The following is a 20670-nucleotide window of genomic DNA, read 5'->3' as shown; positions in this document are numbered from 1 at the left end:
GGGTTGATAGGTGTTGAAAAACCCGGTAACTTCTAGGAAGCCGGGTTGATAGGTGTTGAAAAACCCGGTAACTTCTAGGAAGCCGGGTTGATAGGTGTTGAAAAACCCGGTAACTTCTAGGAAGCCGGGTTGATAGGTGTTGAAAAACCCGGTAACTTCTAGGAAGCCGGGTTGATAGGTGTTGAAAAACCCGGTTTCTCAAAGAAACCGGGTTTTTGGAGAAACTTGTTTTTTGGAATAGTTTTAAGATATAATAAAATCAAAGTTTTGAACTCAATCTGATGCCCTCGCGTTCTGTTCAATTTTATCAAGGTAACTATTATCATCTTTATAATCGAGGCAATAACAGACAGTTAATCTTTTTTGAACGAGAAAATTACTTATTCTTCTTACGGCAAATTCGTAACTTTTTTAATCCCGACTTAATAGAAATAGTTGCCTATTGTTTAATGCCTAACCATTATCATTTATTAGTGTATCTCAAAACCGATAATATGTCAGAGATGATGCAAAAGTTCTCTCTATCTTATACGAAAGCAATTAACAAACGCTATAATCGATTGGGTTCACTATTTCAAGGACGTTTTCAAGCTGTTCATGTAGATAAAAACGAGTATTTATTGCATTTATCTCGATACATTCATTTAAACCCTGTAGCCGCGAAATTAGTCAACAAGCCTGAAGCTTGGGAGTTTTCAAGTTATCTTGAATATATTGGCTTAAGAGACGGTTATTTACCTCATCCTCAGATCATTCTCTCACAATTTACGACTCAGAATTCCTACCGTCTTTTTGTTGAATCAGAAATTGAACAATCTTTGATTCAACACTTAACTTTAGAATAAAAACCCGGTTTTGCAGAAGTTAGCGGGTTTTTGGAGAAACTTGGTTTTTGGAAAATTTGTCTAAAGAACTAGCCAAATCTTCAACTAGGTGCTACCATATAATTTGCTCACGCTCAATTGTTAAATCTTTGACAAGAGGCTGAGTAGCATTGAATTCCATTGAGATAGTTTTAGCTGCTTTAGTCGGGTTTCAGGGCTAAAGCAGTTTATTTTAGGTTGAAGTCAAGATTAATGGTTCACTCCGACTTGACGCGCTGCCACAATATAACGGAAAATATATTCTGTTAATTCAATATAATTTTCGGCATCAAAGGCTGAATTTGCCCAAACCGTAACCCCATGATTTCTAATCAATAACGCTGGAACATCGGGTTTTGATTGTTTAAAGCGATCGCCAATTTCTTCTGCAATTTTAGACACTTCTAAGTAATTTTTAAACACAGGCATCACGACTTTCGGATGTTCTTCCCAAACCCCTAACCCTTTTAACATTTCAATGGGGGGTAAATTCAAGTGATCGCCTTCGGTAAAGTTTGTCACCAGTTTCGCTTCTACAGAGTGAACATGATAACAAGCTTTTGCATCAGGAAACAACGAATAAACAGCTTGATGAATACTCGTTTCTGCGGAGGGGCGATTCTTTAAATTTGGGTTTTCTATCACCTCTCCTTGCAGAGAAACGCGCACAAAATCTTCTTCGGTTAACTTGCCTTTTTGTTTGCCACTGGCGGTAATCCAAAAACTCCCATCCTCGACTCTAGCAGACAAATTACCAGCCGTTCCCGCCATCCAACCCAGTTGATAAAATTGACGAGAAGCGGTGATTAAATCTTGACGTGGATCGCTGTTCATCTCTGTTTTTTCCTTATTTATTTCCCCATTTTTCCAAGGCTTGACGTAACGCCCCAGTTGGTACATTTTCTAGTTCAAAAGATTGTTGATTTTGACATCGTTCTAACGCTTCAAAAAACGCTTTTACACCTGCTGATGGATTCTCTGGATGATCCATAATTCCGGTTCCCGCATTTAAAATAACCTCATTTCCATAATCTTTTAAAGCTTGGGGAACAATACCCGGATGAATCCCCGCAGAAGGCACCGGAAAAACATTTCGCGATCGCAAAATATCTCTTATTTTACCTTCTTCTACCGCATCAAACGGTAAACTTCCATAATGCGCCGGATAAAGCACCGCATCCGCCCCGCCATGCGCCATTAATGTTCCTAAAACCACCGAATAAGCTAACCCTGTATCCGATGAAGCACACATCGCCCCCGCTAACGCTGGATGGGCAAAAATCGGCACATTAATCTCTGGATCTGCGGCTAATGCTTCCAACACGGAAAACCCATAAGTTAGCACATTTAATAATAGAGCATTTGCCCCATTTTGAACTAACATTTTAGCTTTTTTTATTAATTCTGTGGCTGAACCCGTGACATTTACCGCATACAAAACGGTTCGCCCGGTTTCTTTTTTAACTCGTTCCAAAACCGGATAACAAGCTTCTAAGCGTTTTAACGTAGGGGCGACGTCTAAATCTGCCATGATTTCATCATCTTTAATAATATCCAACCCCGCAAACGCCACCTGTTCTAAAATATTAGCATGATCGGCAGCAGATAACCCCAAAGCAGGCTTATAAATTGCCATAATTAAGGGGCGGTTATACACATTTAATAGTTTTCTAATTCCCTCGATTCCAAACTGAGGAAACTTGCCATAATTTTCATCTAAACGCAAGCCGACAACCTTACCGACACCTGCCATTGAATACTTGCCAAAAATCATCGTCAGCAGGCTAGCAATATCATTTTCGACGTTAATTTCTGGAAAGCAAATCGTTGCAATATATTCTCCCTTTTTATTCGTTTTAATCCCGAGAACTTCCCCCAAATGCGATCGCATAATTTCTTCTCGGTGACTAAACCGTGCATCCCAAGTTCCAGCCGTTTGTCCGATAGCAATGACTTTCGCTTGACGTTCCGCATCAACACCCGCAGGAAAGCGATAATCTACTTCAATAGTCATCTTTAATATTAACACAAAATGAACTCATTTCCCCCGTTCTCTTTCAAGATTGGGGGATTTTATTTTAACCCATGACTAACGAGTTGGTTTGAGAATTCATGCGAATTTTTGTTTCCGTATATTCGGGAACCCAACCCTCTGTCGTGATAAAGTAACGCACCGCTTTAATGCGCTTTTTATCAGTCAAATGAAACCAATGTTCGCTTTCGGCTGGAACATTAATATACTCTTCGGGTTGAATGGTTAATTCCATCTGGGAACCATCGGGACAAACAAACCCAAACACCCCTTCACCGTCAATAATGTAGCGGACTTCATCATCGGCGTGGGTGTGACAACTTTCAAATTTTGCCATTAATGAATCAAGATTGGGAATATCAGGATGTAACGCAATTAAATCCCGAGATTGATAACCATCGGTTTGTTTTAACTGTTCAAAATAATGATCTAATCCCTGAAGCAATTGTTCTTTTTCAGTCTCATCTAAAGCGGGTTTATTTAACAAAGCCTGGAATTCCGGGTGTTGTCTAACCGGCCAATAATTTAACCGCACATTCAACGGTTCTAACCTGCGAGAAATATCCTCAAGTTGGGTGTAAGTCCTTCCGTCTTCTAATTGTAAAATTGCCATTGTTTCTATCTTCCCTTACAAAACACATAATTAATAATTTAGCACTAAGGAACGGCAATGACATAAAATCGTTCTCTTACCGATGGCCCCCGTACTGTTACCTCTAAACGCCGACTCACGGGTAAACGTCCGATGAAGTCAAAATTTCCCCCAGCATCCGTTTGAATCGGTTGATCATTAATATACACTAAATCCATCGGATCGACTGTTCCTCGCAATTGTACCGTTTCTAAACCCAATCTTGTTAAAGTTCTAACTCGCAGTTGAGATAAGGGGGGAATATTGGCGACTGCTGTTGGTTTTTCGGCGGGGGTAACAATAGCAACTTGACCCTTTTCTAGTTTAACTTCTTCTCCGTCGGTGACAACTCCAACTATTCCTTCTTGACTGTGAATTGCTGTTCTTCCATCGGGGGCGACATTGACTCCAAATGTGGTGCCTCGGACTCCGATAATTGTCGTCGGGGTTTCGATTCTAAAGGGAGAATTTGTGACTGAATTTTGGCGTTGATTTTGAGGAATGGTTTCACTCCAAAAAGGGGAACTCACAAACCGAGAAATCGATAATCTCACTCGTCCTGCTGTTACGGATAAAACGGTGATTTGATTAGGATCAATTCCGGCTTCACCCGAAAGGGTTTTCACTTCAACGGTTGTATTTTCGGCAACTTCAACTAAACCAATATAACTATCAATTCGCAAATTAATAATAGTATCTTTACCCGTGCTAATTTGATCGCCAACTTTTAAAATATCTCCAACTTGGGCGGGTTCTCCGTTGAGACTAACCGATTTTCCATTAATTTCTTCTATCGTTAATCCGCGAGTTTCTAAGCTTTGAACGGTTTCTAGAATCGGATTTGCAACGGCAACATCTAACGTAAACCAAGGAATAGACAACGCCAACATTACCCCGGTTAAGATTCTAAGTTGTTTGTGAGATAATAAATTCATCCTTAACCCTCAAAACTAACTTTAAAAATACTATAGCGTTTCTTCAGCCTAAAAGTAAAAAACCCGGTTTCTTTGAGAAACCGGGTTTTTGGTGTCTTCGCGATCAGGCCAAGTGCTATATATAACAGTATTAGTCCAAAAAATACTAAGGGATCAACAAATGAAGATTCAACATCCCCAGAATTGGCCGGAAACCGCAGAAGCAGCCATCCCCATTCAAGACCAGTTAAAATCTTTAGTTGTGACAACCGATCAACTCAACTCTATTCAATATGTAGCGGGAGTTGATGTCGGATTTTTAGACAATTATAGCATTTCTCAGGCTGCCGTGGCGGTGTTGAGTTTTCCCGATTTACAACTGCAAGAACAAGCGATTACTCAACGTAAAACAACCTTTCCTTATATTCCGGGTTTTTTATCGTTTCGGGAAGTTCCAGTGATTTTAGATGCCTTAGAAAAACTGACAATTACCCCCGATTTAATCATCTGTGATGGTCAAGGAATTGCCCATCCGAAACGCTTTGGTTTAGCCTGTCATTTAGGAGTATTAATAGATGTTCCCACCATTGGGGCGGCAAAGTCAAGATTGATAGGAATTCATCAAGAATTACCTCCAGAAAAGGGAAGTTGGCAACCCTTAATAGATGGCGGAGAAGTCATCGGGGCGGTGGTGCGATCGCGAACCAATGTTAAGCCATTGTATGTGTCTGCGGGTCATCGAATTAGCTTAGAAACGGCTATTAATTATGTATTGCAATGTACGCCGAAATATCGTTTACCCGAAACCACTCGTTGGGCGGATTATTTAGCTTCAAAATCCGACGAGAATAAATCAAATTAACCCCGAAAAATCAATCTAATGTTGAAGACGAAGAATAGGGATTCGATCCCGGCGGAGCATTCACAGCATCCAATTCTCGCTGTAAAATCTCCTCATAAATTTTAGGTAAATAGGGAGTCATCACATTATCTTCAATCCCATATCCTAAACTCGTCCAAGTATCTGAGAGGGAACGTAAGACCTCACTCAGTTGGCCCGCACGCAACGCTTGAGCAATATCCATTTCCCAAAATTCCACATCCGTTAACCAACGGTAAACCACCATATCTTGATATTTCGCTTCAAAACTGTAGGGTTGGCGAAACCAAAACTGACTCGGTTCAGGATGATAGCGATAAGCAATTCGTTCCCAAGTGTCGGTTAACAGTTGATAGCGACCTGCGGCAGTTGTACAGCGTCCTTTATTCGGGCCAACAACAATCGTCACACAGCGATCGGGATGATGAGCCAGATCAGAAACATGACGCCCACCATAGAGGACATGATAGGGCTTAGAGGAATTTGATTCACTCGCGGAGATCGTTCGCATCAAAGCCCGTACATAGGGATCACCGCCTTCCATGACTAAAGGCGGCCATCTGCGATCAATATCTCGATTAATTTCTTCGAGAACCATATCCAGTTGATCTCCGGCATATTGATCGATCTGCGCTTCTGGCCAGTACACCACAATTCCAGCCAACACCAAACTCATCAAAATCAGGCGTTGCAGAAAACGACCTCGGCTACCCGTCCGTCTTTGGCGACGTTCCCTCATGGCAAAGGCTGCCATACTGCCCGATGCAGAGGTAATATCTTGAAATTGAATCGGAGTTCCCGGCTGTAGATTTAGCGGTTGAACTCGGCTTCTGGTTCTTTTTGTACGACGCATGAAGCTTTAAACCACAGTGGCGAACAACTGCTCAAAAGAAGGTTGGGTTCCTTCTGGCTTGGCAATGATCTCGACAATTTTATTACGTGCCGTTGGAATAGACAATGCTTCGACACAAACAGTAGCCACTTTCGTTCGGGGAATACTGCCATCAAACAGGGTATCGGCTGGTTTCATCACAATTGTATCTTGATTGTCTTCGTTCTTCAAACCGCCGGGACGAACAATCGTATAGGGTAAACCACTCTGACGAATGTAGTCTTCGGCAAGCTTTTTCCAAACCAAAATCAGCCAAAATAGATTGAGAGGGTGAAAAAACTGGGAGACACACAGCGAAGAGACTAATACAAAATGTTCTATGCCTGTTTGTTTAGCAACCTCTACAAGATTTTTCGTCCCTTCGTAGTCTACTTTATAGGGTCCGGTTGGATCAAAGCTCGGAGTTGCGCCTGTGGCACACAACAACACCGTACTGTCGGCGATCGCCGCTTTTAAACTTTGGGGTTGAAGAACGTCTCCTACAACCAATTCTGCCTCGCTGGGAAGAATCTTTTGAGCCGTTTCCAAGTTGCGAACTAAAGCCCGTACTGGAATATTTTGGTCAACCAGTTGCTGGACAATACGCCGACCCGTTTGACCCGTTGCACCCGCTACAAATGCTTTCATCTCTCTGATCCTGTTTGGTAGATAAATCTACATTACTCAATTTGATCTTATATCAAAGACTTGAATATTTGCACTCGGCAAGGGGCAATTCGGTTACAGGGGACAGGGGATAGGGGACAGCATTGATCTTAGGATATAGCAGAGAAAGAGTTGATTAGGACACTGTTTTTCTGTCAAATCCTTTTATGATAAAGGTTTCAATTCTGTCTCCTGTCTCCTGTCTCCTGATTTCTGCTATAGATGTTTTCACGCCATGAGCTTTAGTAGCGTTGTCGATATTCGAGTTCAGAAAAGGTTAACTCAAAAGTCGTTCCTTCTGAGGGAATCAGTTCGAGATTTCCCTCAAGTTGAGTGGTTAAAGTACAGATTAATTCCATCCCGAGAGAATCAACATTGTGAAAATCCATATCCGCCGGAAAACCGATTCCATTATCTTGAATTTTTAGAGTGATAATTCCTTGGGAATTTTGATGGAGTTTGAAGTAAACTTTACCTGTTCTTCCGTTGGGAAAGGCGTGTTTAAAGACATTAGAAATTAACTCATTGACAATTAACCCACAGGGATGAGCCGTTTCAATATTTAAGGAAACCGGTTCGATTTCGGTTTCAAACTCAACCCGTTCATCAATCCCGCTATAAGATTCTAGCAAATGATAAATTAACTGTTCGAGATACTCTCCAAAATCAATCCGAGATAAGTTGGTTGATTGATAGAGTTTTTCGTGAATTAACGCCATTGAATACACTCTATTTTTGCTATCTTCTAGGGCTTGAATCAGTTTCGGATCATCAAAGTAATCGGACTGAAACTCTAACAAATTCGCGACCACAAATAAATTATTTTTGACTCTATGATGAATTTCTTTGAGTAAAATTTCTTTTTCTCGTAAGGAGTTCTTTAACTGTATTTCCGCTTCTTTGCGATCGCTAATATCTCGATACATCCAAAGATGTCCTTGATATTGCTGTTGGCTCTTTATCGGAACATAATCTCGCTCAAACACACGTTCACCTATAGCTTTCAATTCTTCATTGGTGACGATTTTCTCTTGATTGATAATCTCCTGAGATCGTTGGATAAACTGACGATGATCGGGAAATAAATCTTGATAGTTTTGAATCCAATGAGAAAAATGATGTCCGATCAGGGTTTGAGGAGCAATTGGAATTTGCAATAAATCACAGAAGGTTTTATTTACTAACACAATCTCTTGATTTTCATTTTCAACTAAAACCCCCAATTGTAAGTTTTCAATCAAGGTACTAAACCGAAAAGTCGTTGCTCGCAGTTGTTCTTCGATCTGCTTGCGTTCGGTGATATCAATTCCCACCAAAATCGCCGCTTGATCTTGATTATATTTTTGAGCAACCAGTAAATAAAATCTGGCTTCATTGGCAATTTTAATTTCTAAGGAAACTTGATAAGTGCTACTTTTAATATCGCTGAAAAACTGTTCAAAAAACTGACTAAACGCTGACGAATAAGGATCTAAAAACCCTACCTTTTGACCGATAAATTCTTCTGGAGTTAGGTTCATCGCGCTAGCGAGTTGGCGGTTCACGCCTAGATAATGCAGATCAGAACTCACCCAAGAAACAAACCCTGGAACCGCATCTAAAACGGCTTGCAATTGTTCGTTTGTGGCTTTCAGTTGTTCTTCTGCTTGTTTGCGTTCACGAAGTGCAGCTTGCTGTTCGCTGATATCTTTCATAAAGCAATGATGACCGCTAAATTGTCCCTGATCATCGTAGGCGCTGACCATCGTAACTTGCTTATAGAAATAGGAACCATCTTTGCGAACGCCTCGGGTTTCAACTTCTACTTTTCCCGTTCTCAGCATTTGCTGATAGGCTTGATTTAAGCGATCAATTTCATCAGGATGAACGGTATTTGACCATTCTACCCCGATTAATTCTTCGGGTTCATAACCGCAGATATGAGCATAAGCGGGGTTAATTGTAACATAACGCCCTTGCGGATCAAGTCGAGAGATTCCCTCAACTGTATTTTGCATCGCATTACTGAGGTCACGCAACTCCATTTCGGCTTGTTTGCGATCGCTAATATCAATCCAATAGCCGATAATTTCTAACGGTTTACCCGCCGCATCTCGCACCAATTTTAACTGATCATAAATCCAACGATATCTACCATCACCATGTAGAAAACGGTATTCGTGACTGTAATATCCTTGCTTAAATAACGGTGCTAATCCTGTTGTTGTAATCCGAGAAATATCATCTGGATGAAGATGCTCAAACCAGAATCCGGGTTTCAGGAGTTCATAAAATTCATAACCTAAAACACTTAAAGCATTCTGACTCACAAAGGTTGTGCGGTTCTCTCCTTGGGCTTCAATACTGTAGAGAATCCCTGGACTTGAAGACAGCAAATATTCTAATCGTTCTTGACTCATCAGCAAGGCTTGTTGTGCTTCTTGACGTTCTTTTAGTTCGGTTTGCAGTTGGTTATAGAGTTCAGATTGTTTAATCGCTATTCCTAACTGACTGGCGAGTTGTTTGAGTAAATCAATCTCTTTTGCGAGCCATGTTCTCTCACTTGAACACTGATGAACAATCAACAATCCCCACAAGGTATTTTGCTGAATAATCGGCACCGCAATTTTAGCTTTGACTTTAAACTGCTCAACAAATTCAACTAAACAAGGTAACACTTTATTTCGCTGAATATCACAGATGACGCAGACTTTACCCTGAAGATAATCTTGATGACATTCTGAGGGAAAATTTTCTTCGGGGAAGGTTTGATTGAGGATGGGAGTCCAACCGGAATTAAGGGCTTCAGCGATCACAAAACCCGTCGCATCTGGAAAGATACGATAAATTAACGCTCGATCTGTTTCTAGTACCTGCTTAACTTCGGTGACGGTTGTATTGAGAATTTCATTGAGATCTAAAGATTCTCGAATGCGTTGAGTCAGGGTTTTAATCAGTTGTTCTCGTTTGATCTGTTTTCGCAGTCGTTCTTCGGCGAGTTTGGACTCAGTAACATCATTTTGAATTCCTAAAAAGTGGGTGATATTTCCCTGATCATCGTAAATCGGCGAAACGTTTAATTCATTCCAAAATAAACTCCCATCTTTGCGATAGTTGCGAAGGACAACGGTACAGCTTTCTTGATTTTTGAATGCAGCACGTAACCGTTCCAGTCCCGGTTGATCGTAATCCGCTCCTTGTAAAAAACGGCTATTTCTTCCGATAATTTCTGAGGCTGAATATCCGGTAATTTTTTCAAAAGCGGGGTTGACAAAAACTACTGGATGATCTTCTAAACGAGCATCAGAGATGACAATTCCATTACTACTCGCCGCGATCGCTCGTTCACTCAAACGTAACTGTTCTTCCGTTTTTTTGCGTGAGGTAATATCCGATGCAGCGCCGAGAATTTGTTTCGGTTTACCCCCGGCGGTACGAGTAAATATTGTATCTCGACTGAGTAACCAATGCCAGTTTCCCTTGACATCCCTAACCCGATACTCTATTTCGATAATTTCATTATTTTTAGCGGTGTCAAATTTCAGGTAATGAGCGGGAAGTTTTGCTAAATCTTCGGGATGAATAATATTCAAAAACAGTTGATCGCCCATGTCTTGAATTTGTTGGCGAGTATAACCTAAAAGGATCTCTATTTCCCGATTGACATAAATATTTCGTTGCTCAATCCGATCATAAATATAGAGAATATTCGGAGTCGCATCAGTAATACTTTGGATAAAGTGCTGACTCTGTTTCAGTTCGGCTTCAGTTTGACGGTGTTCTCGAACTTCCTTGAAAAGTTGTTGGTTTATCTGCTTTAATTGAGTGGTGCGTCGCTCGACCATCACTTCTAATTGTTGATTGAGATGTTGGAGGGCGAGTTCTGCTTGTTTGCGTTCACGAAGTGCAGCTTGCTGTTCGTTAATATCAGTAATCGTCCCAACATAAGCGATCGTCACTCCACTCGAATTGCGTTCTGCTGTGGCTTGACCATAGACCCATATAATACTAGAATCAGGGCGTTGAAAGCGATATTCGCATTTAAATTGTTTCTTTTGTTGAGCGGCTTCATGCCATTGCTGAGAAACTTGTTCTCGATCTTCACGATGAATGGCTTTTATCCATCCATTCCCGAGCGCTTCTTCAGGAGACAACCCGGCTATCTCACACCAACGTTGATTGACGTAGAGACATTCCCCTTGAGTATTGATATGAAATATCCCCACAGGAGAAACTTCGGTGAGGGTGGCGTAGCGTCTTTGACTGGCTTGTAATTCTTGTTCAAACTGTTTATGTTCGGTCACATCGCGGGCGACAGCATACAATAAACCCTGTTCTAATGGTGTTGATATCCACGACAACCAGCGATAGGAACCGTCTTTGCATCGATAGCGATTTTCTAAATAAGTCCCGGGAATTCCTTGGCTTAAGTGTTCTAACTCGGACTGGGTTTTGGCTTGATCTTCGGGGTGAACAAAGCTCAACATGGGTTGAGATAATAGTTCTGCTTCGCTGTAGCCAAGGAGATATTGAAATCGGGGGTTGATGCGTTTGAAATAGCCATCTGTTCCCGCAATACAAAACAAATCCAGAGACAGATGAAAAAATTGATTGAGTTCGGCTTCGGCTTCGAGTCGTTCTACCGCAGAGGCGATAATATTGGCGATCGCTTGTAAAAAGTAGAGGTCATCGGGTGAGAAGGTTCGCTCTTGCTGGGAATGAACGCCTAACACGCCAAAGGGATGCTGTTTTCCAGCGATAATCACCGTCGCCCCACTGACAATACCTGTGTTGTGGAGCATAGGAGTCCCTTTAAAACGGGTTTCCACTCGTAAGTCGCTAACGATCACGGGTTCACCTGTGCTGAGGGTATAGCCCGCTTGAGTTTGTGAATTGGCGGAGATCCTGGCTTGTTTGATTAAATCGCTTCCCCAACCCACACCGTTTCTCAGTAAAAATGTTGCTTGGTTAGGGAGAAGTTCGAGAATTTCAATGTATTCAATGTCTAGGGTTTGGGCGACTAAAGCAGCGGCTTCAGTGAGTAAATTGTCGAGTTGAGTTTGATTGATTGCGACTTGACTCAGATGAGCGATCGCTTCTTGTTGTTTGGCGCGAATTTTCAGTTCAGTTTCGATTTGTTGATGTTTGAGGAACTCCTGTTTTTCGAGTTCGAGGTGACAGACTTTTTGGTGTAAAACATCAAAAACGCCATATAGTTCTACGGGGTCTAACGGTTGGATGAGATGGCTGTGTGTGAGTAAACCTTGCAGTTCTCCCTGTTCTCCGGTGACGACGAGCCGACGAATCGATTTGGGTTGCATTTGTTGATAGGCTATCCATAAACTCTCATCCGGTTTGATGGTAAAGAGCGGTTGACTCATCACTTCTTCAGCAGACAAGCGATCGCAATTTAAACCTAAAATTTGAAATTGAACAATATCTCGTTCTGTTATGATCCCGACGGGAATTTTGAACGGCTTTTGATCGCCGATGCTGCTTTGGGTTTCCGTAATCACAACACAACTCACCCCAGATCTCGCCATTAACTGCACGATTTCTAAGACTGAAGTGCTTGGAGGTGCATCAATGACTTGAGTATTCATCACCTCAGCGACAGAACGCATTTTTAGGAGATTGGCGGGCTTGAGGGCTTGGCTGAGACTTTCTTTTGTGATCACGCCCCATAATTTCCCCTGATCGTTGAGAACCGGAAGATGACGAATTTGATGCTGTCGAAATTGTGACAAAACTGTGAAAATACCCCGGTATTCAGCCTGATGCAGAACCTGAAGCTGTTGAGTCATCACTTCAGCAATAGAGGTGTGAAGATGACTTCCTGAAGCCGTTAGACGCACGACATCTCGCTCCGTAAAAATACCCGTTATCCGATCACCCACCATCACTAAAGCATAGCTGTTTGCTGAAATTGAAGCTTTAAGGGTTCCTTCGGATAGAGACTGGGAAATGGAGCAACTCGAACCTGCCGTTTGATTCATTTGAGCCAAAACTTCTAAAATAGAGGTGTGAGGCTCAACCACAAGCGGACGGCGTTCAATAATCTCTTCCAGATTTATGGAGTAGATCGGCAAAAGATCGGGCTGTATGACCATTGCCATAGGTGATTTGAAACTAAGTATATATTATTTAATCTATTTTAATCTTAGCCTGAGTCAGTAGACTCTAGTGACGACTGGGCTTGAGCAGGTTACAAATTTTAAATTTAATCTGTTCCTGATGAACTAAGATAGAAACAAGAGTTTTCAGTTGCAAGCTTCAGGTCTATTGAGTCAGTAAATCATTCAGTTATCACACTCAACGTCTGACCTAGTTGGTTATCTGTTCTATTTGATGCAGTGCTTGCTCTGAATCTCTACTGATCTAGTTCTATTCAAGACAAACCCGAGTTTTTTAAAAAAATAAATCTAAAAAATTAGGCTTGAATCAAACTATGCTATAGTTCGGAAAATTCGATTTCTGAGTTGTTGTATTGAGTTGGGTATTGATTATGATTGAAAATAAAGATGATTTTAAGCGCGTTAAAAGATCCTCCAAATCTATTGATGATTTACAAAAAATCATTGATCATCTCGAAAGCGAAATGCAAGAAATGAAAGAAAATCATTATTATGAACTGAAACAACTTGAACATGAATTAAACGAGTTGAAATCACGTTTTATTACTACGGTTTCTCACGAATTTCGGACTCCACTCACAACCATTTCCTTCTCGGCCGGACTCCTGGAAAACTACAGTAATAAGATTTCGGAGGAGAAAAAACACAACCATTTCCTGCGTATTAAACAGGGAATTGAACAAATGACAAGTTTATTGGAAGAGGTTTTGATTGTCAGTAAGTTAGATTCCGGGGATTCGGAGATTAATTTCACTCCAATAGATTTAGAAAAACTTTGTTCAAATCTCGTTGAAAAAATGCAACAAAAATTTCCCAATAATCCGATTTTTTTTACAAGCTCTGGAGGGGAAAATAAAGTAAAATTAGACGAGAATTTAATCAAACAAATGCTAAAAAACATACTGGATAATGCCCTGAAATATTCTCAAGAAAGAGGGCAAATACAATTAGAGTTAATCACGGAAAATAATCAAGCCGTATTAAAAGTAAAAGATCAAGGAATTGGCATTCCCCAAAAAGATCAAGAGCGTTTGTTTACTCATTTTCATCGAGGTACAAATGTCGGCACCATATCGGGGACTGGCTTAGGATTATCTATCGTTAAAAAAATAGTTGATCTGCATCAAGGTCAAATTAGCTATGAAAGTGAAGAAAATGTTGGGACTAAAATCACGATTATTCTACCGTTGAAAACTTGTGAAACGGTAATCATTCAAAACTGTGATTGAGTGAACTGATTTTCCCAAAGCTTATCATCTTGTAAATTTATCATTTTTTATGTTTATTTTGGGGAGAACAATGAAAAAAATTTTAATAATAGAAGACGAAGAAATGATTAGAATTAATATTAAAGAGTTGCTCGAAGTCGAAGAGTTTGAGGTGTGGGAAGCAGAAAATGGCGAAGAAGGAATAAAGCTAGCTCAAGTACATCAACCCGATCTGATTTTATGTGATGTAATGATGCCTAAACTAAACGGATATGCAGTTTTACAACAACTGCGTTGTGATCCCTTAACGGCTACCATTCCCTTTATCTTTATGACGGCTTTAGCAGATCGAAGCAATATTCGGAAAGGGATGGAACTGGGGGCTGATGACTATATTAGTAAACCTTGTACGGCAACCGAACTTTTAAAAGCCATTACAGTTCGACTGGAAAAACATTCCATCGTCAAACAGCACTATCAAAGTCAAGTACAGAAAGTGCAAGAGCAACTCAAGCAATTAATCTATATTGATAATATTACAAATCTGCCCAATCGTTTAGGCCTGCGAGAACAATTTGAAAATGTAAAACAAAGCCTAAACCCTGATCAATATAGGCTGATTCCCATTATTTCTGTCAATATAGATCGGTTCAGACGCATCAATGAATCCTGGGGATATGATGCGAGTAGTTGTCTTCTCAAGGCAGTGGGAGAACGAATGATTCAGCAGCTCAGAAACCGAGCCAAAGTCTCTCACTTAAATGAAGAAAAATTTGTGATAATTCTTGAGGCCATCACCGATCAAAATACTGCGTTTAAACTCGCAGAGATGTTGCTCAAAAACCTATCTTTACCCTTTTTTATCTACGATAAAGAAGTTTTTCTAACCTTCAGTATCGGTATAGCGTTTTATCCTCGTGATGGGGACGAAATCGATCAACTCCTAGATCGAAGTCAAACCGCAGTCAGTCAATCTCAGCAAAAAGGCGGAAATCGCTATGAATATTATCAAGCCTCTTGGGAAACGAAAGATCATGATCAAATTGCTTTAGAAACCGATCTCAGACGAGCTTTAGATCGAAATGAACTTCAGCTTTATTATCAACCCAAAGTCGATCTAAAAACAGGTAAAATTATGGGAGCAGAGGCTCTGATTCGTTGGTTTGAGAGTAAGCGAGGCTTTGTTTCTCCGGCTGTCTTTATTCCGATAGCCGAAGAAAGTGGCTTAATCGAACCGATTGGTGAATGGGTTTTAAGAACCGCTTGTAAACAGACAAAAGCATGGCATAAACTGGGTTTAAATGCCATGCAAATCGCGGTGAATTTATCGGGTCGTCAGTTTAATCTTCCTCATATTCGTCAAAAAATATTAGAAATTTTATTAGCTGAAGGTTTACCTCCGACTTGTTTAGAATTAGAGTTAACTGAAAGTTTTTTAGTCGAGCATGAAGAAGCCTCAATTCAAAAACTCAATCATCTCAAAGCGTTAGGCTTACAAATTGCCATTGATGACTTTGGAACCGGATATTCCTCTCTCAGCTACTTACAACAATTTCCCTTTGATGTCTTGAAGTTAGATCGATGCTTTATTCAAAATCTGGATCAAAATTCTAAAAATCAAGTGATTGTTGAAGCGGTGATTAAAATGGCTCATCAGCTTAACTTACAGGTCGTCGCGGAAGGGGTAGAAACCCAAGAAGAATTAGATTTATTACAACAATATCACTGTGATATCATTCAAGGCTATTTATTCAGTCGTCCCTTACCTGCGGAGGAGTTTCTCGCTTTATTTGAAAAGGGTCAGCATTTAAAAAGTCAACCATAATTACCGCGATTAAATTCAAAGGAGTTATCCAAAATGACGAAAATTTTAATCATAGAAGATGAAGAAGCCATTCGAGAAAATATTTCTGAACTCTTAGAACTAGAAGGCTTTGAGGTGGAGACTACAACCAATGGAATTGAAGGATTAAAACAAGCAAAACATATTATTCCTGATTTAATTATCTGTGATGTAATGATGCCTAAACTCGATGGTTATGGCGTTTTAATGGAGTTAAGAAAGCATCCTGAAACCGCTAATATTCCCTTTGTTTTTCTCACGGCTAAAACCGAACGAACCGATTTACGACAAGGGATGAATTTGGGTGCAGATGATTATCTCACGAAACCCTGTAGCAGTGAAGAATTATTAGATGCGATCGCCGCAAGACTTCAACGAACCGCTCAACAACAAGAACACATTAAACAGTTAGAACGTTATGATCAACTCACAGGCTTACTCAACCTCCAAGCTTTAGAAACTGATGGTTCTTTACAACAAGCGATCGCTCAACGAAACAATCAAAAAAATTTAGTTCCCTTTTTGTTGTTAGGGCTAGATCGATTTCAACGTGTTAATGAAGCAATAGGTTATCCCAATGGAGATTTAATCTTCCAACAATTAGCCCAACGATTGAATCAGTTTATTCAGAATGTAGAAGGTTCTCAAGTGGCTCGTGTAAATGGGGATGAATTTGCGATCATTTTACCCGCCGTTTCTCAGACTTCCAGTGTTGCTGATCTGGCTCAACGTTTGCTCAATTTAGTTAGCGAACCCTTTCATTTAGGCGGAAAATTAATTCCGATCACGGCAACGATTGGGATTGCTTTTTATCCTTATGGTTCGACGTTAGAAGAGTTGCGACGACAGGCGGGTATTGCAATGGGAGAAGCCAAGCAATTAGGAGGAAATCGCTATCAAATTTATACTCAGCCTCTGTTTGGTTCTGATCTGTCTCAACAGTTTCAACTGATGGCTGATTTTCGCCAAGCTTGGGAACGTCAAGAATTAAAAGTTTATTATCAACCTCGCCTCGATATTCGCCGCAAAAAAATAGTCGGTGTTGGAACAGCAATTTATTGGAATCATCCCCAATTTGGAGAAATTTCTCAGACGAGAATTTCTGATTTAATTGCCGAATCAGGTTTGACGATAACCGTTAGTGAATGGATCTTAAAAACCGCATTTGAACAAGCCAAAGCTTGGCAAAATTCCCGGTTGTTTTTACAAGTGGCGGTTCCCTATCCCGAATCGTTATTAACCGAAAATAATAGCCTGAAAAAATTAGCGGATTGGTGTCAAGAATCACGAGTGGATTCGGCTCATTTAGCATTAGAAATTTCTGCTGATTTGATTGCCAATGCTAAAAATTTGAATGCACTGGCGGCTCAACTAATGAACATCAAACAACTGAAAATTCAAACAATCATCAGTCAGTTTAACTTAGAACACGCGACGATCAGTTATTTAGGAGAACTCGCCCTAGATGGAATCAAACTGGATTCTAGCTTACTACAAACCCTTTCAGTCAGATCAACTGTAATTGATATGATCAGTTCTATCGCCAAAGGTTTAAAATTGAAAGTAATTGCAGATGGAGTAGAGACTGACGAACAACTCAACCTGTTAAAAAAGCAAAAATGTGATGAAGTACAGCAGGTTTCATTAGTCTCAGCGTCTGAGATTCAGAAACTTTTGAGAAAATGGTCTATTTTCTGATTTTTTTTAGCTGAGATTCTTCAATTTGTTCCTATAATAGACAAATAGACCTATTTCTACTTTTCCTCAAAAAACGGGTGATTAATTATGAGCGAAGTTAAAATTTTGATTGTCGAAGATGAGCTATTAATTGCCAAAGGATTAGCCCGAAAACTGCAAAGATTAGGGTATACTGTTGTTGATATTGTATCTTCCGGTGAAAAAGCTCTAGAAAAAGTTGCAGAAACTCAACCGGATTTAGTCTTGATGGATATCGTCATCAAAGGCGAGATGGACGGAATTGAGACGGCTGAACTCTTGCATCAACGCTTTAATATTCCGGTGATTTATGTGACGGCTTATGCGGATGATAGCACATTAGATAGAGCCGAACAAACAGGTTCTTATGGCTATTTATTGAAGCCCTATAAAGAGCGAGAACTTCACGCCACCATTAAGTTAGCCTTGCGAAAACATCAAGCCCAACTGGAGGCACAAAAGAACTTAGAAAATGTCCAATTGAGCAAAGAAGAAAAAAGCCGATTATTATCGATAGCCTCTCACGATTTACGAACGCCTTTATCGGCGATTCAAATGTCGGCTGATTTACTGGAAAATTATGATCAAAAATTAACAACGGATAAAAAATCTAAACATTTTAATCGCATAAAATCAGCGATAAAAAATATGAATCAGTTGCTCGAAGATGTGTTACTGTTGAGTCGATCCGAGTCGGGTAAAATGGTCTTCCAACCTGTATCGCTGAATTTGAGACAGTATTCCTCTAATTTAGCAGATGGTTTTCAAGCTTTACTTACTGAAAAACATCGGCTTGAGTTTAACTATAAATCGGATTTTGAGGGAGAGGTTATGTTAGATGAAAAGCTCCTCAATCATATTTTAGCGAACTTACTGTCTAATGCAATTAAATATTCTCCTGATGGGGGAACTGTTCACTTTGATCTCATCCAAGACTCTCAAAAAGTCACCTTTCGGGTTCAAGACGAAGGAATTGGACTGCCTCCGGAGTACAAAGATAAGCTCTTTCAAGCCTTTGAACGAGCCTCAAACGTCGGCGAGATTAAAGGAACAGGACTGGGTTTGTCCATTGTCAAACAGGCGGTAGACTTGCACGGAGGCGAAATCACCGTTGAGAGTGAACCCGGAACCGGGACAACCTTCACCGTGATCCTTCCCTGGGTTGAATCTTCTGTTAATCTTGGTTGAATGATTGATATAATAAAAATCAGGTAACTCAAACCTTTTAATAGTGCCTTTAAATCAAAAAAAATTAGAATTATGAGTAAAATTTTAGTCATCGAAGATGAAGAAGCCATTCGAGAAAATATTGTCGAATTGTTAGAGATAGAAGACTTTGAAGTGATCAGTGCTGAAAATGGCCGCATTGGATTTCAACAGGCGAGTGAACATTTACCGGATTTAATCCTCTGTGATGTGATGATGCCTGAACTCGATGGATATGGGGTTTTAAGTGCTTTACGTTCTAACTCAACGACAGCGACAATTCCGTTTATTTTCCTGACGGCTAAGGCTGAATACTCCGATATTCGTCAAGGAATGGGGTTAGGAGCAGATGACTATTTAACCAAACCTTGCACCGCAGAAGAATTATTGGAGGCAGTTAGAACCCGGCTAAAAAAGCAGGAGATCTTTGAGAAGCAATCTGAGATCAAACTGGATGATTTACGGCGTAGTATTACCCATTCTTTACCCCATGAACTGCGAACCCCGCTTAATGGTATTTTGGGAAATACCGAATTACTCTTATTAGAATTAGAAGATCTTGATGTTGCCGAGATGCGAATGATCTTGGAAGATATTCGCACCTCTAGCCAACGCCTCAATCGCCTGATTATTAACTTTTTACTCTATGCAGACTTAGAACTGATTGCGACGAATAATCAGAGAATTCAAGCGTTACAAAAAAGTTCTGTCAATTCTGTAGATTCCCTGATTGATGATGCTGCTCAAGAACAAGCTCGACAGTTTAATCGAGAAGCTGATTTACAGCTCAAACTTCAAGATTCTCCCGTACAAATGGCTGCGAATCGACTCGCAAAATTAGTCGAAGAATTGCTGAATAATGCGTTTAAATTCTCCCAACCCGGAACACCTGTTTACGTGAAAACTGAAGTAGAGAAGGATAAATTTATTCTCTCTGTTATCGATAAAGGACGGGGAATGACACCGGAACACATTCAAACAATGGGTGCTTATTTACAATTTGAACGCAAACTTTATGAACAACAAGGATCGGGAATGGGTTTGAGTATTGTCAGGCGTTTAGTCGAGTTACATAGCGGAAAATTGATGATTGAAAGCGAACCCAATCAACAAACCACTGTGCGAGTTGAACTCCCGACACCTGATCAATCTTAAAAGTCTTCAACCGGAATTTGAGGAGGATACTTGAGTTCATAAAATATAAAGGTGAACGTCAAAAGCTTGAACTTCTTAACCCTTGTATTAATAGATTGGCTTGATTTTGCTGTTGTTTTTCAGTCTATAAAAATGAAGATTAATTTTGAATTTTATGTAAACTTTTGTTCAAAAACTCGACATTCTAGGAGAATGTGCTAAATTCTGGAAATTGATGATCGCTTACTAGACGTTCTTTAATTGTGAGGTTAGAATGACAGACAAAAAAATCGCTGCAAAAGCTGTTAGTTTAGCATTATTATTGGGTTTGATAAGTCCGTTAGCAGGCTGTGAAGTTGGCGGCGACTCTGAAGAAGGGGGCGAAGGGGGCGAAGCTGGAGAAACCACAGAAGAAGTGGCTCCCGCTCCCGCTCCTGAAGGGGGCGAAGCTGGCGAAGAAGCTGAACAAGAACAAGATTCCGATGATGATGATGGCGGCGAAGGTGGCGAAGGGGGTGAAGGTTAACGATTCTCACTCCATCTAAGCATTTAATACTAAGAATTCTTTTCCCCTCTCCTGGCAGGGGAGGGGG

15 protein-coding genes are annotated in these 20670 nt (G+C 40.4%); 8 read left to right on the top strand and 7 right to left on the bottom strand.

All coding sequences use genetic code 11. The annotated features are described in order from the left end of the window. Window positions 1–281: 281 nt before the first annotated feature. A complete protein-coding gene (locus tag WN50_RS14335; protein ID WP_046278824.1) occupies window positions 282–845 on the top strand; it encodes a transposase in 564 nt (187 codons plus the stop codon). 228 nt (window positions 846–1073) lie between these two features. Here the strand turns inward: WN50_RS14335 and mtnB are convergent, their stop codons facing one another. The 4 genes from mtnB to WN50_RS14315 all read right to left on the bottom strand — a co-directional run bounded on the left by mtnB (window position 1074) and on the right by WN50_RS14315 (window position 4461). Then, on the bottom strand, window positions 1074–1697 hold the full coding sequence (mtnB, locus tag WN50_RS14330) for a methylthioribulose 1-phosphate dehydratase (RefSeq protein WP_046278825.1): 624 nt from the start codon (window positions 1695–1697) through the stop codon (window positions 1074–1076). A gap of 13 nt (window positions 1698–1710) precedes the next feature. Then, window positions 1711–2877: a RuBisCO large subunit C-terminal-like domain-containing protein gene (locus WN50_RS14325; RefSeq protein WP_046278826.1), complete on the bottom strand. Its 1167-nt coding sequence runs from the start codon at window positions 2875–2877 to the stop codon at window positions 1711–1713. 64 nt (window positions 2878–2941) lie between these two features. Then, window positions 2942–3508 (bottom strand): 1,2-dihydroxy-3-keto-5-methylthiopentene dioxygenase, encoded by a 567-nt coding sequence (locus WN50_RS14320; RefSeq protein WP_046278827.1) that lies wholly within the window; start codon window positions 3506–3508, stop codon window positions 2942–2944. 44 nt (window positions 3509–3552) lie between these two features. Beyond that, entirely contained in the window at window positions 3553–4461 is a 909-nt protein-coding gene (locus WN50_RS14315; RefSeq protein WP_049559537.1) for a FecR family protein, read from the bottom strand. 160 nt (window positions 4462–4621) lie between these two features. On the opposite strand from WN50_RS14315, the gene nfi reads away from it, so the two are divergent. Beyond that, window positions 4622–5302 carry a deoxyribonuclease V gene (gene nfi, locus WN50_RS14310; protein WP_046278828.1) on the top strand — a complete coding sequence of 227 codons (681 nt, stop codon included), beginning with the start codon at window positions 4622–4624 and terminating at the stop codon, window positions 5300–5302. 10 nt (window positions 5303–5312) lie between these two features. On the opposite strand, the gene WN50_RS14305 is transcribed toward nfi, so the two are convergent. The 3 genes from WN50_RS14305 to WN50_RS14295 form a co-directional block, all read right to left on the bottom strand. Continuing rightward, entirely contained in the window at window positions 5313–6173 is an 861-nt protein-coding gene (locus WN50_RS14305) for a glycoside hydrolase family protein (protein WP_200906281.1), read from the bottom strand. A 6-nt stretch (window positions 6174–6179) separates the two neighbouring features. Next, window positions 6180–6839 (bottom strand): SDR family oxidoreductase, encoded by a 660-nt coding sequence (locus WN50_RS14300; RefSeq protein ID WP_046278829.1) that lies wholly within the window; start codon window positions 6837–6839, stop codon window positions 6180–6182. A gap of 260 nt (window positions 6840–7099) precedes the next feature. After that, window positions 7100–12952, bottom strand: a complete 5853-nt coding sequence (locus WN50_RS14295) for a PAS domain S-box protein (protein ID WP_046278830.1) — start codon at window positions 12950–12952, stop codon at window positions 7100–7102. A 389-nt stretch (window positions 12953–13341) separates the two neighbouring features. On the opposite strand from WN50_RS14295, the gene WN50_RS14290 reads away from it, so the two are divergent. From WN50_RS14290 to WN50_RS14265, 6 genes are all read left to right on the top strand, one after another. After that, a complete protein-coding gene (locus WN50_RS14290) occupies window positions 13342–14199 on the top strand; it encodes a sensor histidine kinase (protein ID WP_049559533.1) in 858 nt (285 codons plus the stop codon). 70 nt (window positions 14200–14269) lie between these two features. Further along, window positions 14270–16003 (top strand): two-component system response regulator, encoded by a 1734-nt coding sequence (locus WN50_RS14285; RefSeq protein WP_046278831.1) that lies wholly within the window; start codon window positions 14270–14272, stop codon window positions 16001–16003. 33 nt (window positions 16004–16036) lie between these two features. After that, window positions 16037–17719, top strand: coding sequence for a two-component system response regulator (locus tag WN50_RS14280; protein WP_046278832.1), 1683 nt, complete (start codon window positions 16037–16039; stop codon window positions 17717–17719). Between the two features lie 87 nt (window positions 17720–17806). Further along, a complete protein-coding gene (locus tag WN50_RS14275) occupies window positions 17807–18925 on the top strand; it encodes a hybrid sensor histidine kinase/response regulator (protein WP_046278833.1) in 1119 nt (372 codons plus the stop codon). Window positions 18926–18997: 72 nt separating this feature from the next. After that, window positions 18998–20098 (top strand): hybrid sensor histidine kinase/response regulator, encoded by a 1101-nt coding sequence (locus WN50_RS14270; RefSeq protein ID WP_046278834.1) that lies wholly within the window; start codon window positions 18998–19000, stop codon window positions 20096–20098. A 253-nt stretch (window positions 20099–20351) separates the two neighbouring features. Beyond that, on the top strand, window positions 20352–20603 hold the full coding sequence (locus WN50_RS14265; protein ID WP_200906280.1) for a hypothetical protein: 252 nt from the start codon (window positions 20352–20354) through the stop codon (window positions 20601–20603). The last annotated feature ends 67 nt before the right edge of the window (window positions 20604–20670 follow it).

The organism is Limnoraphis robusta CS-951 (assembly GCF_000972705.2).
Note: the sequence above shows the minus strand (reverse complement) of the source record. Positions and strands in the feature narration are given on the sequence as shown.

What these genes read in the sequence shown, in the direction of transcription:
- WN50_RS14335 (WP_046278824.1), top strand. Translation starts at nt 282, where the DNA reads ATGCCCTCGCGTTCTGTTCAATTTTATCAAGGTAACTATTATCATCTT.
- mtnB (WP_046278825.1), bottom strand. Translation starts at nt 1,697, where the DNA reads ATGAACAGCGATCCACGTCAAGATTTAATCACCGCTTCTCGTCAATTT.
- WN50_RS14325 (WP_046278826.1), bottom strand. Translation starts at nt 2,877, where the DNA reads ATGACTATTGAAGTAGATTATCGCTTTCCTGCGGGTGTTGATGCGGAA.
- WN50_RS14320 (WP_046278827.1), bottom strand. Translation starts at nt 3,508, where the DNA reads ATGGCAATTTTACAATTAGAAGACGGAAGGACTTACACCCAACTTGAG.
- WN50_RS14315 (WP_049559537.1), bottom strand. Translation starts at nt 4,461, where the DNA reads ATGAATTTATTATCTCACAAACAACTTAGAATCTTAACCGGGGTAATG.
- nfi (WP_046278828.1), top strand. Translation starts at nt 4,622, where the DNA reads ATGAAGATTCAACATCCCCAGAATTGGCCGGAAACCGCAGAAGCAGCC.
- WN50_RS14305 (WP_200906281.1), bottom strand. Translation starts at nt 6,173, where the DNA reads ATGCGTCGTACAAAAAGAACCAGAAGCCGAGTTCAACCGCTAAATCTA.
- WN50_RS14300 (WP_046278829.1), bottom strand. Translation starts at nt 6,839, where the DNA reads ATGAAAGCATTTGTAGCGGGTGCAACGGGTCAAACGGGTCGGCGTATT.
- WN50_RS14295 (WP_046278830.1), bottom strand. Translation starts at nt 12,952, where the DNA reads ATGGCAATGGTCATACAGCCCGATCTTTTGCCGATCTACTCCATAAAT.
- WN50_RS14290 (WP_049559533.1), top strand. Translation starts at nt 13,342, where the DNA reads ATGATTGAAAATAAAGATGATTTTAAGCGCGTTAAAAGATCCTCCAAA.
- WN50_RS14285 (WP_046278831.1), top strand. Translation starts at nt 14,270, where the DNA reads ATGAAAAAAATTTTAATAATAGAAGACGAAGAAATGATTAGAATTAAT.
- WN50_RS14280 (WP_046278832.1), top strand. Translation starts at nt 16,037, where the DNA reads ATGACGAAAATTTTAATCATAGAAGATGAAGAAGCCATTCGAGAAAAT.
- WN50_RS14275 (WP_046278833.1), top strand. Translation starts at nt 17,807, where the DNA reads ATGAGCGAAGTTAAAATTTTGATTGTCGAAGATGAGCTATTAATTGCC.
- WN50_RS14270 (WP_046278834.1), top strand. Translation starts at nt 18,998, where the DNA reads ATGAGTAAAATTTTAGTCATCGAAGATGAAGAAGCCATTCGAGAAAAT.
- WN50_RS14265 (WP_200906280.1), top strand. Translation starts at nt 20,352, where the DNA reads ATGACAGACAAAAAAATCGCTGCAAAAGCTGTTAGTTTAGCATTATTA.